At 71.1% G+C, this 14733-nt stretch carries 17 protein-coding genes; 5 read left to right on the top strand and 12 right to left on the bottom strand.

The annotated features are described in order from the left end of the window. The first annotated feature begins 2 nt into the window (after window positions 1-2). Window positions 3-497: a YcxB family protein gene (locus tag RI211_RS05935; RefSeq protein ID WP_187663658.1), complete on the top strand. Its 495-nt coding sequence runs from the start codon at window positions 3-5 to the stop codon at window positions 495-497. A gap of 10 nt (window positions 498-507) precedes the next feature. On the opposite strand, the gene RI211_RS05930 is transcribed toward RI211_RS05935, so the two are convergent. Beyond that, window positions 508-882, bottom strand: a complete 375-nt coding sequence (locus tag RI211_RS05930) for a twin-arginine translocase TatA/TatE family subunit (protein ID WP_268777749.1) — start codon at window positions 880-882, stop codon at window positions 508-510. Window positions 883-971: 89 nt separating this feature from the next. Here RI211_RS05930 and RI211_RS05925 point away from each other — a divergent pair, with 89 nt between their 5' ends. After that, window positions 972-1610, top strand: coding sequence for an O-methyltransferase (locus RI211_RS05925; RefSeq protein WP_315638448.1), 639 nt, complete (start codon window positions 972-974; stop codon window positions 1608-1610). Window positions 1611-1691: 81 nt separating this feature from the next. Here the strand turns inward: RI211_RS05925 and RI211_RS05920 are convergent, their stop codons facing one another. The 3 genes from RI211_RS05920 to dapE all read right to left on the bottom strand — a co-directional run bounded on the left by RI211_RS05920 (window position 1692) and on the right by dapE (window position 4230). Next, window positions 1692-1865, bottom strand: coding sequence for a DUF3117 domain-containing protein (locus RI211_RS05920; RefSeq protein ID WP_071328210.1), 174 nt, complete (start codon window positions 1863-1865; stop codon window positions 1692-1694). A 92-nt stretch (window positions 1866-1957) separates the two neighbouring features. Next, the gene (locus RI211_RS05915; RefSeq protein WP_315638449.1) at window positions 1958-3175 is read right to left on the bottom strand and encodes a hypothetical protein; all 1218 of its coding nucleotides are present in this window, start codon (window positions 3173-3175) and stop codon (window positions 1958-1960) included. Beyond that, window positions 3157-4230: a succinyl-diaminopimelate desuccinylase gene (gene dapE / locus RI211_RS05910; protein ID WP_315638450.1), complete on the bottom strand. Its 1074-nt coding sequence runs from the start codon at window positions 4228-4230 to the stop codon at window positions 3157-3159. Before dapE ends, RI211_RS05915 begins: the two co-directional genes overlap by 19 nt. Before the next feature lie 66 nt (window positions 4231-4296). Between dapE and dapD the strand changes: the two genes are divergently transcribed. Then, window positions 4297-5250 (top strand): 2,3,4,5-tetrahydropyridine-2,6-dicarboxylate N-succinyltransferase, encoded by a 954-nt coding sequence (gene dapD / locus RI211_RS05905; protein ID WP_315638451.1) that lies wholly within the window; start codon window positions 4297-4299, stop codon window positions 5248-5250. A gap of 237 nt (window positions 5251-5487) precedes the next feature. Continuing rightward, window positions 5488-6861: a DEAD/DEAH box helicase gene (locus RI211_RS05900; protein ID WP_315638452.1), complete on the top strand. Its 1374-nt coding sequence runs from the start codon at window positions 5488-5490 to the stop codon at window positions 6859-6861. A 79-nt stretch (window positions 6862-6940) separates the two neighbouring features. On the opposite strand, the gene RI211_RS05895 is transcribed toward RI211_RS05900, so the two are convergent. From RI211_RS05895 to RI211_RS05870, 6 genes are all read right to left on the bottom strand, one after another. Then, window positions 6941-8230 carry a citrate synthase gene (locus RI211_RS05895; protein ID WP_259953090.1) on the bottom strand — a complete coding sequence of 430 codons (1290 nt, stop codon included), beginning with the start codon at window positions 8228-8230 and terminating at the stop codon, window positions 6941-6943. 190 nt (window positions 8231-8420) lie between these two features. After that, on the bottom strand, window positions 8421-9533 hold the full coding sequence (dapC, locus tag RI211_RS05890; protein ID WP_280568564.1) for a succinyldiaminopimelate transaminase: 1113 nt from the start codon (window positions 9531-9533) through the stop codon (window positions 8421-8423). 9 nt (window positions 9534-9542) lie between these two features. Further along, window positions 9543-9863 (bottom strand): ferredoxin, encoded by a 321-nt coding sequence (fdxA, locus tag RI211_RS05885; protein ID WP_017203330.1) that lies wholly within the window; start codon window positions 9861-9863, stop codon window positions 9543-9545. 9 nt (window positions 9864-9872) lie between these two features. Then, window positions 9873-10283 (bottom strand): histidinol dehydrogenase, encoded by a 411-nt coding sequence (locus RI211_RS05880; protein WP_232089204.1) that lies wholly within the window; start codon window positions 10281-10283, stop codon window positions 9873-9875. A gap of 40 nt (window positions 10284-10323) precedes the next feature. Continuing rightward, window positions 10324-10638 carry an AzlD domain-containing protein gene (locus tag RI211_RS05875; protein ID WP_315638453.1) on the bottom strand — a complete coding sequence of 105 codons (315 nt, stop codon included), beginning with the start codon at window positions 10636-10638 and terminating at the stop codon, window positions 10324-10326. After that, on the bottom strand, window positions 10635-11345 hold the full coding sequence (locus RI211_RS05870; protein ID WP_315638504.1) for an AzlC family ABC transporter permease: 711 nt from the start codon (window positions 11343-11345) through the stop codon (window positions 10635-10637). The genes RI211_RS05875 and RI211_RS05870 overlap by 4 nt, the downstream gene beginning before the upstream one ends. Window positions 11346-11450: 105 nt before the next feature. Here RI211_RS05870 and RI211_RS05865 point away from each other — a divergent pair, with 105 nt between their 5' ends. Continuing rightward, on the top strand, window positions 11451-11999 hold the full coding sequence (locus RI211_RS05865; protein ID WP_187663649.1) for a type II toxin-antitoxin system RelB family anti-toxin: 549 nt from the start codon (window positions 11451-11453) through the stop codon (window positions 11997-11999). A 3-nt stretch (window positions 12000-12002) separates the two neighbouring features. Here RI211_RS05865 and RI211_RS05860 read toward each other — a convergent pair whose 3' ends face one another. Both RI211_RS05860 and glsA read right to left on the bottom strand, forming a co-directional pair. Beyond that, the gene (locus RI211_RS05860; protein ID WP_315638454.1) at window positions 12003-13628 is read right to left on the bottom strand and encodes an MFS transporter; all 1626 of its coding nucleotides are present in this window, start codon (window positions 13626-13628) and stop codon (window positions 12003-12005) included. Then, window positions 13625-14671 (bottom strand): glutaminase A, encoded by a 1047-nt coding sequence (gene glsA / locus RI211_RS05855; protein WP_315638455.1) that lies wholly within the window; start codon window positions 14669-14671, stop codon window positions 13625-13627. The genes RI211_RS05860 and glsA overlap by 4 nt, the downstream gene beginning before the upstream one ends. Between the last annotated feature and the right edge of the window lie 62 nt (window positions 14672-14733).

Raw genomic sequence — 14733 nt, 5'->3', positions numbered from 1 at the left:
GGATGCCGCATCGCTCCGTGACCGTGGATGAAGGGCTTCTGCGGAGGATGGCCAGAGACGCGGCCGTCTACGCGCTGACCAGGCCTGTCGCGATCGTGATGTGGGTCGCGCTGGCGGCGGGCCTCGTGCTCTCCGTCCTCACCCTCAACGACCGTCTCGCCGCCGGAGAGGAGGTGAGCGCGCTCGTCGCCTGGATGCCCGCGGTGACCATCGCTCTGGGAGCGTATGCGGTGATCCTCACCACCTCGAGCGCCCGTCGGGCCGTGCGCGCCGCGATGCCGGTGGAGAGCGTGGTGTGGGTCGCGCTCGACGAGGATCGTCTGCAGCTGGGCAGCGATCGCCGCCGTTCCGAGATCCCCTACCGCACGTTCCAGAGCCTGCGCGTCGGCCGGGACGCGGTGATCTTCAAAGTCCGCGACGCCTCCGTCGCCACCGCCATTCCGCGTTCCCTCTTCAGCGACGAGGAGTTGGCGACGCTGCGGACGCGGATCTCGTGACCCGGGCGGCTCAGGTCGCCTCGGTGTCGAACGGCGGACGGTTCTCCGCGCTGAAGGTCGGCGGCGCCGTGCGCGGGGCCACCGGCTCCGCGATCGTCGCCGTCGCCTGCGCGGGGGTCGCGGGCTCCGGCTCCTCTAGGAGAGCGTCGCGGATGATGCGCCGAGGGTCGTACTGCCGCGGGTCGAGCTTGCGCCAGTCCACGTCGTCGAGCTCCGGACCCATCTCCTCGCGCACGCGGGACTTCGTGTCGCGGAGGTATTCACCGGCCTTGCGCACGATGCGCGCGAAGCCCTCCGCGGCACGCGGCAGACGCTCGGGGCCGATGATCAGCACGGCGATCAGGCCGATGAGCAGCAGCTTCTCGAAGGTGAGGCCGAACGTCATGTGACCAGGCTACCGCCGCGCCTGCAGGCTCTGCGCGCGGTGAGCGAATACCCTGGACACATCAGCCATGCACGCAGGAGAGGCAGGTCATGAGCGAGCACGACGCCAACGCGCGCTTCCTTCGGGAGTCCATCGTCGAGCCGGAGACCATCGCCCGCGCTCGCGCCCACGCCGTGGAGCTGGGGGCTTCCCCGATCAGCGCGGTCGTCGGCTCGCAGATCGCCGTGCTCGCCGCCGCAGGCACCGCCCGCTCCATCGTCGAGATCGGCACCGGCGCCGGCGTCTCCGGACTCTGGCTGCTGCGCGGCGCGCCGACCGCGGTGCTGACCTCGATCGACAACGAGCCCGAGCACCTCGCCGCCGCCCGCCAGGCGTTCGCGGACGCGAAGGTGCCCGCCACTCGTGCCCGGTTCATCGCCGGTCGCGCGATCGACGTGCTCCCCCGGATGAACGAGGCGTCGTACGACATCGTCTTCGTGGACGCCGACCCCGAGAACGTCATCGAGTACGTCTCGCACGGCCTCCGCCTCGCCCGCACGGGCGGCCTGGTGCTCGTGCCCCGCATCCTCGCCGGGGGCCGCGTGGCCGACCCCGTCCAGCGCGACGACATCACATCCGCCTACCGGTCGCTCGTGCAGGAGACCCAGGAGTCGTCTGCGGTGCTGGCGACCGTCTCCCCCGCGGGCGAGGGTCTGCTGCAGCTGATCCGCCTCGACGACCGCGCCTGATCGGACGCCGCTCACGCGAAGAGGGCGAGGGATCCGCGGATCCATCGCCCTCTCGGTTCCGCCGCAGCGGACCAGATTCGATCAGGCCGGGGCCACGACGGCACCGAGCACGTCGTGAAGCTCCTTGGCCTCGGCGTCGTTCACGGAGACGACCAGGCGGCCTCCTCCTTCGAGCGGAACACGCACGATGATGAGTCGTCCCTCTTTCACGGCCTCCATGGGTCCGTCTCCGGTCCTCGGCTTCATCGCTGCCATCGTGGCTCCCTTTCCTCCGGTGGTATGGGACGAGTTTATCGGGTGCGGCCGCGCCGTGGACGTCACCGGACACAATCCGCGTCGCCGCGTCGTCAGGGCACCTGCCAGAACGTACTGCCGAGGGCATACACGTGATAGATCCAGACCCACTGACCCAGCAAGCACAGCGCGAGTACGCCGAGCCGCCAGGCACGGGAGCGCGGTACCGCGACCGCTCCCCACGCCGGGCTGAGCGGCAGCAGCAGCCGGAACGTGCTCGACTGCGGGAAGAACACCGCGAGCAGGTAGAGCAGATAGCTCGCGCTCCAGAGACGCAGATCGGGGCCGAGCGCGCGCACCTGCGGGGACATCAGCAGCGCAGCGGCCGCGGCGACCACGAGCACGACGAGGGCGACCGGCCCCCATCCCGATGGCAGACCCCAGAGCTCGAACCAGAAGTGCGACGCCTGCACCCATCCCTCGAAGGGCACGAAGCCCTCGACGCCGCCGACGATCCAGTGCCGACGCCACGCGAGCTCCGTGGCGAGGTAGGCGCCGGGGTCGCCGGTCACGACGCCCGCGATCAGCTGCCAGGCGAATCCGGTGGCCGTCGCCAGCGCGCCGAGGGTCACGATGTGCACCACTTCCCTGGCGCCCAGCGGATCGGTGCGGCGGTGCCTCCAGCGAAGGATCCCGTGCAGGCCGAGGTACAGCGCGAAGGCGAGCACGCCGGGACGGGTGAACCCCAGAACGGGGATCAGCACGTACAGCCAGGCGTAGTTCCGCCGGATCGTCGCGTCCAGGGCGAGGAACAGCAGCAGCAGGAAGAGCGTCTCGGCGTAACCGACCTGGAACAGGGCGGCGAGCGGACCGGATGCGAAGAAGACGACGGCCCACAACGCGGCCGCGTTCCCGACGCGGTCGCGGAGCAGCCGATGCAGGGCGAGACAGGCCAGGTAGCCGGCTCCGAGCGAGAGCACGAGGGCGCCGGCCGCCCAGGAACCCAGCACGAAGCCCAACGCCTTCGCGGCGTACGCGAACACCGGCATGAACGCCCAGGCATTCTCGGCCACCTGCCCGTCGTCGGTCAGCGGGAGGTCCGAGGGATAGCCGTGCACGGCCACCTGCCAGTACCACTGCGCATCCCATCCGAGGACGAAGTCGACGAGTCCGGCGTCGTCGCCGAAGCGGGAGAACACCGTGGACAGGGAGGCCGCGGCGATGAGGAATCCGGTCGTCACGACCCGTGCGAGGACGTAGACGATGCCGATGCGCAGGGCGAGCGGCATCCGCGCCCAGCGACGCGTGAGCGTCAGTGCGACGTGAGCCATGCGCGCAGACCCCGCTCGACGGCGTCGATCTGGGCGAGCGGCACGCGCTCCTCGTCGTGATGGGCGAGATGCGGGTCACCGGGCCCGTAGTTCACGGCCGGGATGCCGAGGGCCGAGAAGCGGGCCACGTCGGTCCACCCGTACTTCGGCTGCGGCTCCGCGCCGACGGCCGCGACGAAGCGACGCGCGATGTCGGCGTCCAGACCGGGGCGCGCGCCCTCGGCGGCATCCGTGATCTCGACGTCGAATCCGGCGAGGACCGCCCGGACGTGGGCCTCGGCGTCGGCCGCGGACTTGTTCGGCGCGAAGCGGTAGTTGACCTCGACCTCGCAGGCGTCCGGGATGACGTTGCCCGCGACCCCTCCTGCGATGCGGACCGCGCTGAGCCCCTCCCGGTAGAGCAGGCCCTCGACCATCACCTCGCGCGCCCGGTACTCGGACAGCCGAGTGAGGATGGGGGCCGCGCGATGGATCGCGTTCTCGCCGATCCAGGCCCTGGCACTGTGGGCGCGGACGCCCGTGGTCCGCACGATCGCCCGCAGCGTGCCGTTGCACCCACCCTCGACCTGTCCGTTCGACGGCTCCCCGAGGATGGCGAAGTCGGCCTGGAACAGGTCGGGCCGTGCCGCGGCGAGAAGCCCGAGGCCGTTCAGGGAGGCCGCGACCTCCTCGTTGTCGTACCACATCCAGGTCACGTCGATCGCGGGGTCGGTGAGCTCGGCGGCGAGCTTGAGCTGCACCGCGACCCCGGCTTTCATGTCGACGGTGCCCCTTCCCCACAGATGCGGCACGCCGTCGATCTCGACGTCGCGCGTGGGCAGGTTGTCGTTGAGGGGCACGGTGTCGATGTGCCCGGCGATCGCCACGCGCTGCGCTCGGCCGAGATCCGTGCGGGCGACCACCGTGTTGCCGTGGCGGATGACGTCCAGGTGCGGCAGACCGGACACGGCCTCCTCGATCAGGTCGGCCAGGGTCTTCTCATCGCCGGAGACGCTCGGGACATCGCAGATCGCGCGGGTGATGTCGGCGGAGGACGCGGTCAGATCGAGCACCATGCCCCCAGCCTACTGATGCCCGTCATGCGGGCGTGGTCACCGTCGCCGGCGCGCTACCGTGGAGGCATGAGCGACGCACGATCTGTCTGGGGACTCGGCCTGACGACCACCGCGAACGACGGCACGGTCCTCGACGCGTGGTACCCGGAGGTCCGCTCGTCCGCGCCGTCCCCGGCCGAGATCGCCACCGCCCGCACCGCGCTCGACGCGTACGCCGGACGGGACGAGCGCCGCGACGTCACCCTCGCGGTCGTCGAGCTCACGATCGATCTGGACGCGACCCCGGCCTCCACCGCGGACGCGTATCTGCGCCTGCACGCCCTGTCGCACCTTGTCGTGCGCCCGAACGACCTCACTCTCGACGGCATCTTCGGTCATCTGCCGAACGTCGCCTGGACGAATGCCGGCCCGATGCGCCCCGACGACGCGGCGCGCCTGCGCCCGCAGCTCCAGCGCGCCGGGATCCAGATCCAGGGCCTGGACAAGTTCCCCCGCCTCACCGACTACGTGCAGCCCGCCGGGGTGCGCATCGCCGACGCCTCGCGCGTGCGGCTGGGCGCCCACCTCTCCCCGGGCACCACCGTCATGCACGAGGGCTTCGTGAACTTCAACGCCGGCACCCTCGGCGCCTCGATGGTGGAGGGTCGCATCTCGCAGGGCGTCGTTGTCGGCGACGGCAGCGACATCGGCGGCGGTGCCTCGATCATGGGCACGCTCTCCGGCGGCGGGTCGCACCGCGTGTCAATCGGCGCCCGCACGCTGCTCGGCGCGAACGCCGGCATCGGCATCTCCCTCGGCGACGACTGCGTCGTGGAGGCGGGGCTCTACGTCACCGCCGGCACGAAGATCGTGCTCGCCGACGGCCCTGTGACGGCGGACGGCGGGCGGAAGACCGTCAAGGGCGCGGAGCTCTCCGGCCAGGACGGGCTCCTCTTCCGCCGCAATTCGCTCTCCGGGGCTGTCGAGGCGGTCCGGCGGAGCGGCGTCGGCGTCACGCTCAACGAAGCCCTCCACGCCTGACAGCTCACCTGCAGCCTTCGGCCGGTCCGCGCTGGTAGGCTGGGTCCGTTGCCCGCGCCGCCGGCCGGTCAGCATCGTCGTCGTCTAGGGGTCTCCGAGGACCGAAGCGAGCGCCCGCGCTCCCCTCTCCAGCCCGAACTGGCCATTCGCACGGCGAACGGACGCGCACTCGCTGCGTCTTCGCCCACCTCACCCCACTATCCCGCGCCGTTCTCGTGCGCTGACGGAGTTCTCTGCATGTCTTCCTTCCTCGATCTCGGCGTTCCCGCCGAGCTCGCCACCGTTCTCGCCGCCTCCGGAAAGACCGAGGCGTTCGCCATCCAGCGCGACACCCTGCCCGATTCGCTCGCCGGCCGTGACCTCCTCGGCCGCGGACGCACGGGCAGCGGCAAGACCATCGCCTTCGCGCTCCCGCTCGTCGCCCGCCTGGCTGCCTCCGGCCACAAGCGCCGCTCCGGCCTGCCGCGCGGCCTCGTGCTCGCCCCCACCCGCGAGCTGGCCACCCAGATCGCCGCGACCGTCGCCCCCCTGGCCGAGGCCGTCGGGCTGCGCGTCACCACCGTGTTCGGCGGCGTCAGCCAGCGTCCGCAGGAGCAGGCGCTGCAGGGCGGCGTCGACATCGTCGTCGCCTGCCCCGGCCGTCTGGAAGACCTCATGAAGCAGCAGATCGTGCGTCTCAGCGCGATCGAGGTCACCGTGCTCGACGAGGCCGACCACATGGCCGACCTCGGCTTCCTCCCCGGCGTCACCCGCATCCTCTCGGCGACCCCCGCCGACGGTCAGCGCCTGCTGTTCAGCGCGACGCTGGATCGCGGCATCGACACCCTCGCCCGTCGCTTCCTGACGAACGCCGTCAGCCACGAGGTCGACGAGGCGAGCGTGCCCGTCGGCGAGATGACCCACCGGGTGCTCGTCGTCGACTCCCCGGAGAACAAGACCGTGCTGGTGCGCGACCTCGCCTCCGGCACGGGCCGCCGCATCCTCTTCACGCGCACCAAGCACCAGGCGAAGAAGCTCGCCAAGCAGCTCACCGCCGCCGGCATCCCGGCCGTCGACCTGCACGGCAACCTCTCCCAGAACGCGCGCGAGCGCAACCTCGGCGCCTTCTCCGCCGCTCCTGAGGACGGCGGCGTCCGCGTCCTCGTCGCGACCGACGTCGCGGCCCGCGGTGTGCACGTCGACAACGTCGACCTCGTCGTCCATGTCGACCCGCCCGTCGAGCACAAGGCGTACCTGCACCGTTCCGGACGCACGGCTCGGGCCGGCGCGGCCGGCACCGTCGTCACCGTCGTCCTGCCCGAGCAGCGCCGCGACGTGAAGGATCTCCTGCGCAAGGCCGCGATCACGGCACCGCTGGAGAACCTCACCACCGATGCCGTCACCGAGCTCGTCCCGGAGCGGGCACCGCACGTGCGGCCCGCGCCCCCGCAGCCGCAGCAGCAGCAGCGCTCCGCGAAGCAGCGGCCGGCGGGTGGCGAGAGAAGCACCGCGACCACCCCGCCGTCCCGCCGCCGTCGTCGTCCCCGCGCCGCGGGCCAGGGCGGCGCGTCGGGCTCGCAGCGTCAGGGCGGCCAGGGCCGTCAGGGCACGCGTGGAGCCCAGGGACGCTGATCCCGGCTCGTGCCTGACAACAGCGAAGGCCCCCTCGCACTCCGGTGCGAGGGGGCCTTCAGCGTCTGCGGCGCAGCGCTCAGCGCGTCGGGAACGCGCGCTCCGGCGACCCGGTGTAGAGCTGCTGCGGGCGGCCGATCTTGGTCTGCGGGTCGAGCTGCAGCTCGCGCCACTGGGCGAGCCAGCCGGGAAGACGGCCGATCGCGAAGAGGACGGTGAACATGCGCGTGGGGAATCCCATCGCCTTGTAGATCACGCCGGTGTAGAAGTCGACGTTCGGATACAGGCGCCGCTCACGGAAGTAGTCGTCGGCGAGGGCGATCTCCTCGAGCTCCTTCGCGAGGTCCAGGAGCGGATCCGTGACGCCGAGCGAGCTCAGCACCTCGTCTGCGGCCTCCTTGACGAGCTTGGCGCGCGGGTCGTAGTTCTTGTAGACCCGGTGCCCGAAGCCCATCAGCTTCACGCCCTCTTCCTTGTTCTTCACCCGCTCGACGAACCGGGAGACACTCTGACCCGAGTCGCGGATCTGCCCGAGCATGGTGAGGACGGCCTCGTTCGCACCGCCGTGCAGGGGTCCGGACAGGGCCTGGATGCCGGCCGAGACGGAGGCGAACTGGTTGGCACCGGTCGAGCCGACGAGACGGACGGTGGAGGTCGAGGCGTTCTGCTCGTGGTCCTCGTGCAGGATGAGCAGCAGTTCGAGGGCCTTCACCATGGTCGGGTTGATCTCGTACGGCTCGGAGTTCACGCCGAAGTTCAGCTTCAGGAAGTTCTCCACGAAGCCGAGCGAGTTGTCCGGGTAGAGGAACGCCTGGCCGACGCTCTTCTTGTGCGCGTAGGCGGCGATCACCGGGAGCTTGGCGAGCATGCGGATGGTGTTCAGCTCGACGTGCTCGGGGTTGTGCGGGTCGGTCTGGCCCTCGTAGTACGTCGACAGAGCGGCGACGGCGGACGACAGCACCGACATGGGGTGCGCGGTGTGCGGCAGCGCGGAGAAGAAGCGCTTGAGATCTTCGTGCAGCAGTGTGTGGCGACGGATCTTCTCGTCGAACTCGGCCAGCTCCGTGGCGGACGGCAGCTCTCCGTAGATGAGCAGCCAGGCGACCTCGAGGTAGCTGGTGCTGCCGGCGAGCTGCTCGATCGGATAGCCGCGGTACCGCAGGATGCCCTTGTCACCGTCGATGAACGTGATGTCCGACTTGGTGGAGGCCGTGTTGACGAAGCCGTAGTCGAGCCCCGTGAGGCCGGTCTGACGGGTCAGCGTCGAGAAGTCGATGCTGTCGTGGCCCGCGGTGCCGCGGACCAGGGGGAATTCGGCGGTGGTGTCGCCGATCGTCAGCTTCGCCGTCTGGTCTGCCGCAGCGCTCACGCGGACCTCCTCCTTCTGTCTGATCGCCCCGGCGTCGCGGGCGTCAGCAAGTTCTTGATCAAGCCGGAACTGGCGATCTCTCGGGCGCTGAGCGCCTGGCCGGGTGCCGACCGAATCGCCTTTACAGCCTAGTCGTCACACAGGCCTACTGTGACAACCGCCAAAGGGATCGGCACAGCAGGGAGGGTTCCTACAGATCCGCTCCGCGCAGACGCCGAGCCGCCTCGGCGACGAGGTCCGTCGGCGCCGTCAGCGACAGTCGCACATGCTCGGGGGACGACGCTCCGTAGAAGTGCCCTGGTCCGGCGAGGATCCCGAGGTCGGCGAGACGCGCCATCGACTCCCAGGCGTCGCGTCCCTCCGTCGCCCAGAGATAGAGCCCGGCCTGCGACCCGTCGATGCGGAAGCCGGCCGCCTCGACGGCGGGGAGCAGCAGGGCGCGTCGCTCACGGTAGAGCTCCTTCTGCGCCACGACGTGCGCCTCGTCACCGAGGGCGACGACCATCGCCTGCTGGACGGGCGCAGGCGGCATGAGGCCGAGATGCTTGCGCGCGGTGAGGAGCTCGCCGACCACGCGGGCGCATCCGGCGACGAAGGCCGCGCGGTATCCCGCGAGGTTGGACTGCTTGCTCAACGAATAGACGCTGAGGAGGTTCGCCCGTGTGCCGCCGGTCACCCGGGGGTCGAGCACGGACGGGATGGGCTCGTCCGCCCAGGGGCCGTCCCAGCCGAGCTCGGCATAGCACTCGTCGCTCGCCAGCACGGCGCCGAGCTCCCGCGCCCGCTGCACGGCCACGGCGAGCTCGTCGACGGTCCACGTGCGGCCGTCCGGGTTGCCGGGGGTGTTGATCCAGATGAGCTTGGCGCCCTCCGGCCACTCCGCCGGGTCGTCGGCCGCGAGGGGCGTCGCCCCCGCCACCCGCGCGCCGACCTCGTACGTCGGGTAGGCGACGCGGGGATGCACGACGATGTCTCCGGCACCGAGCCCCAGCAGCGTGGGCAGGAGCGCGACGAGCTCCTTGGAGCCGATCGTCGGCAGCACGTTGTCGACCCGGAGGTCCGGGACGCCGCGGCGGCGGGCGTACCAGTCGACGATCGCCTCCCGGAGCGCGGGGGTGCCGACGGTCTGCGGATATGCATGGGCGTCGGTCGCCTCGGCGAGTGCCTGACGGACGACCTCCGGCGTGGGATCGACCGGCGAGCCGACGGAGAGGTCGACGAGACCGTCCGGGTACCGGGCGGCGCGCTCGCGGTAGGGGACCACGGCGTCCCAGGGGTAGTCGGCGAGGTCGCGGACGCTCACGGAGCGTGCCTACTCGCCCTGCGGCGGGAGCGCGGCGATGATCGGGTGGTCGAACGGGTAGACGCCGACCTTGGCGGCGCCGCCGGGCGAGCCGATCTCGTCGAAGAACTCGACGTTGGCCTTGTAGTAGTCCTGCCACTCGTCGGGGAGGTCGTCCTCGTAGTAGATCGCCTCGACGGGGCACACCGGCTCGCACGCCCCGCAGTCCACGCACTCGTCCGGGTGGATGTAGAGCGACCGTTCGCCCTCGTAGATGCAGTCAACGGGGCACTCGTCGATGCAGGCGCGATCCTTGACATCGACGCACGGGAGGGCGATCACATACGTCACCCCCTCAGTCTACGACCCGTGGACCTCGGGTTCCTCCGCGGAGGGCGTGGCGGGGCGGACCGGCTGCCGGGAGAACGACGGCCACGCGATGACGAGCAGCACGATGCCGGCGGCGAGATAGGTCCAGATGCGCCCGGCGAGGGTGTCCTGCACGACGACGGAGCCACCGGGACCGACGCCCGAGATGAGCACGATCATGGCCAGCATCCCGAGACCGGCGGCGACCGCGGCCCCCCGGTCGTGGGTGAGCGCCCGCACGGCGATGAGGATCGCGGCACATGCGACAGCGGCGACGATCAGGCCGATCGGGATCGGCCCCCACATGACGCTGTGCGCGATGGTTCCCGCGACGCCGTAGACCCCGCCCACCAGGGCAGCGGCCACCCAGGACAGCACCCTCGACAACCACTTCCCGCGCACCCCCCGATCCTACCCGGGCCGTGCCCGGCGAGACGACGGCTCAGGCGGCGAGACCGGACAGCCGCAGCAGCGCGGCGACGAGGGCGGCGGACGCCACCACCACGAGGAACGACTGCCGCAGCCAGAGCAGTCCCGCCGCGACGAGCAGGGCGGGCACGCGCGCGTCCACGGTGATCGCCTGCCCGTCACCGAGGGACTGCACCGCGACGAGGGCGGCGAGCAGCGCGACGGTGAGGAGGTCGGAGGTGCGGGCGGGGCGCGGCGCCTCGAGCACCTTCGGCGGCACGAGATAGCCCACGGCCTTCAGCGCGAGGCAGATCAGGGCGGCGAGGAGGATGGCGCTCCAGAGGCTCATGCGCCCCCCTCCCCTTCGCCGACGCTCGCGGGACGCGGTGTCCCGAGCCAGTTGAACCACCCGACGACGATCGCGACGACAGCGGCGACGAGCACCGGGAGCCCCGGCATGAGGAACGGCGTGAGGGCTGCCGCGATCACGGCGGCCGCGATCCCGACGGCGACGGCCTGCCGCTGACGCAGACGCGGCCACAGCAGGGCGAGGAAGGCCGCAGCCGCCGCGGCATCCAGCCCCCAGGCCTTCGGGTCGCCGAGCACGTCGCCGACCAGCGCGCCGACGAGGGTGGTGAGGTTCCAGCCGAGGAAGATGCCGACCCCCGTGACCCAGAAGCCCACCCGGCGCAGGCGCGGATCGTCCTGCGCGATCGCCACGGCGGTGGACTCGTCGATGGTGAAGTGCGCGGCGGCCGCTCGCCGTGCCGGTCCGCCCCCGATGAGCGGCGACATGCGCATCCCGTAGGCGACGTTGCGCACGCCGAGGAGTGCCGCCGATGCGATCGCCGAAGGCAGGGCGGCCAGGCCACCGGCGGCGAACACCCCCACGAACGCGAACTGCGATCCCCCGGTGAACATCAGGAGGCTGAGCACGCACGTCTGCCAGACGTCGAGTCCCGCGGCGACGGCGAGCGCGCCGAAGGAGATGCCGTAGGCGCTCGTGGCGAGCACGACGCCGAGCGCCTCGCGCCACACCTCACGCTCAGCGGTCACGGGGTCCCGCTCCACCGCGACGTTCGCTTCACTGAACACACGATCATCATTCTGAACATGGCGATCCGTATAGTCAAGCGAACGATCGTTTGCCATGATGAACACATGGAGGATCTCCGCACCCGCATCGCCCGCACGCTCCGCCGCGAGCGCGAGGCCGCGAACCTGTCCGTCTCCGAACTCGCCCGGCGGGCCGGGATCTCGAAGGCCACGGTCTCGCAGCTCGAGAGCGGTGCCGGCAATCCGAGCGTGGAGACGCTGTGGGCGCTGGGCGTCGCGCTCGGCGTGCCCTTCGCGGTGCTCGTCGACCAGCAGGCCAACGCCCCGACCCTCATCCGCGCCGACGACCTCGCGGGCGTGCCGTCCTCCGCCGCGGCTTACAGCGCCACCCTGCTCTCCGCGAGCCCTCCGGGTGCCCGGAGAGACGTCTACCTGATCCAGGCGGAGCCCGGCGACCCCCGCCGGTCCGACCCCCATCACGCGGGCACGGTCGAGCACGTGATCCTCATCGCCGGGCAGGCACGGGTCGGTCCCCCCGACGATGCCGTGGTGCTGAACCCCGGCGACTATCTGACCTATGCCGGCGACGTCGCGCACGTCTTCGAGGCGGTCGAGCCCGGCACGAGCGCCGTCCTCATCTCCGAGCTGCGCTGAGGTTCACTCCCCTGGGCCCGTCGGCGACGGGTCGGGGATCTCGTGCGGTCGGTACTGCGGCAGGCGCGACGCGGGCAGGATCGCGAGCGCGCTCACCGCGGCGAGGATCAGAAGGCCGAGCTTGAGCGTGCGCAGCCGCGACTCCTCGTTCACGGCGACCGCGGCGTCGACCTGTTCCGGCGTCGCGTCCGTGGTCTCCAGCACCGCACGCAGCTCGTCGTTGCTGATGAAGTTCACCTCGTTCAGATCGACCTGCGACACCAGCGACGGCGGCAGCTCGGGATGCTCCACGACCGCGCGGCCGACGTTGAGCGCGAGCAGGGACACCAGCAGCGCCCCGGCGAGCGCGGTCCCCACGGCGGAGGCCAGGTTCTGCGTGGTGCCGCGCAGCGACCCGACGTCGCCGGCGAGCTCCGGCGGCGCCGCCGTCACCAGCACGTTGAACACCAGAGTGACGAGGGCACCTTGGCCGATGCCGAACACGACGAGCCCGGCGATGGTCGGCACCGTCTCCCAGTTGTTCGTCACGACGACCGACAGCCAGACGAGCGCCGCCGTGGTGAGGATGAACCCGAACACGCCGATCGTCCGCGGCGGGTATCGCTTGTAGAAGCGCACGACGAGCGTCGCCGTGATGAACACCGTGAGGTTGAACGGCATCATCGCCAGGGCCGTATCGAACGGCGTGCGTCCCTGGACGATCTGGATGTACATCGGCACCGTGAAGTTCACGCAGGCCTCGAGGGCGACGACGATGAACATGGCGTACACCGCGGCGCGCTCCCGCGACGAGCCCAGCACGGTCAGGTCGATCAGCGGCACCTTCCCCTCGGCCATCCTCCGCCGGGTCCACAGGAAGAACCCCTGGCCCAGGATGATGCCCAGGACGATGAAGATCGGGGCGGGCGAGAGTCCGAGGACGGAGAACGGCGCGGACGGCGCCGCCGCGAGTGCTCCCCAGCTGTTCAGGTTGTTGAACCCGAGGGTGAGCAGCACGATCGCCGCGCCGATGAGGAGGGCGGCGACGAGATCGATGCGGATCGCCGCGTCCCCGCGGTCGCCGCGCAGCGTGAAGCTCAGGGCGAAGACCGCCACGGCGATCGCCAGCACGATGACGAACAGCGGACGCCACCCGACGAGGGTGCCGAGCGTCCCTCCGATGAGGAAGGCGCTGACGCCGGAGATCGCGCGTGCCGAGCCGATCGCTCCGATCGCGGTGGCCTGCTGCGGTCCCCGGTAGTTCTCGGCGATCAGGGCCACGATCGAGGGGACGATGATCGCGGCGGCCGCACCCGCGACAGCCTGCCCGGCGATGGCCCACCAGACGGTCGGGGCGAGGAGCATCATCACGGCGGACCCGGCGAAGAGCGCGACGACGACGCGGAAGATCAGCACCCAGCCGACGCGCTGCCCGAGTTTGGCACCGGTCATCACGAGCGCGGCCACGGCGAGGCCGTACATCACGATCGTCGTGCTCGCGATGGTCGGCGGCACGCCGAAGTCGGCCACCATGCCGCCGAGCGAGATCGGCAGCGCCGCGACATTGAAGGACATGAGCACCTGCGCGAGGAACAGGCTGACCATCGGCAGCCAGGACGTCTTCGCGGGTGCGGGGGCGGTGCGGGTCATGAGCGCTCTCCTTCCGACGACGAGGCGCCCGCCCCGCCGGCATGCTCACGCGCGGGCGCGGAGGCGAAGAGGTTCAGCCCGAGCGACCGCGACAGGTGTCCGATCGCCATCTGCGACCGGATCGAGTTGCCCGCCTCGTCCAGGCGGGGCGAGAACCCGGCGACGGCGCCCTTGCCAGGAGAGACCGCGACGAGGCCGCCGGCGACACCCGACTTGGCGGGCAGACCGATCTCGAACAGCCAGTCGCCCGACCGCTCGTACAGCCCGCTCGCCGCGACGACGGCCAGTGTGTCACGGCAGACGTCCGCGGAGACCACCCGCTCCCCCGTCACCGGGTTCACTCCGCCGTCGGCGAGCGTGGCCCCCATGACGGCGAGGTCGTGCGCGGTGACCGCCAGCGCACACTGCCGGGTGTAGACGTCGACGATCTCATCGGGGTCGCCGGCGAGCCGGCCGTAGCTGCGCAGCAACCAGCCCAGGGCCCGGTTGCGCTCGTTCGACCCCGCCTCGGACGCGTAGACCTCGCCGTCCAGGCTCAGGGGGCGTCCGGCGAAGGCGGACAGCCCCTCGCGGACACGCTCCCACTGCTCCACCGCCGTGGCGCCCGGCATGAGCGCCGTGGTGGCGATCGCCCCGGCGTTGACCATCGGGTTGCGCGGATGCCCGTCGTTGAGCTCCAGCGCCACGACCGAGTTGAAGGCGAGCCCGGTGTTGTTCACACCCACGATCTCGCGGACCCGCTCGTGGCCGTGCTCCTGGATGGCCAGCGCATAGACGAACATCTTCGAGATCGACTGGATGGAGAACGGGTGCAGGGCGTCTCCGGCGTCGTGGATGCCGCCGCCCACCTCGATCACCGCGAGCCCGAAGAGCTCCGGATCGACCGCGGCGAGCACGGGGATGTAGTCCGCCACCCGGCCGGACACCTCGTCCGCGTACCGGGCGTGGGCCTCGCGGACGAGCTCGTCCACCCGCTCCCACCCGGGCAGCGTGCCCGTGGAGACCTCCTGAGGGACATCGAGCCAGACGGTGGGATCGAGCACCACTCCTCCTCGGAATCGCGACGCCCCCAGCCGTCTCCCTGACACGGTAGCGCCCGTGTCGG

This window comes from Microbacterium meiriae, from assembly GCF_032364335.1.
GTDB classification, from domain to species: domain Bacteria; phylum Actinomycetota; class Actinomycetes; order Actinomycetales; family Microbacteriaceae; genus Microbacterium; species Microbacterium meiriae.
This window is presented reverse-complemented; position numbering and strand designations above follow the sequence as displayed.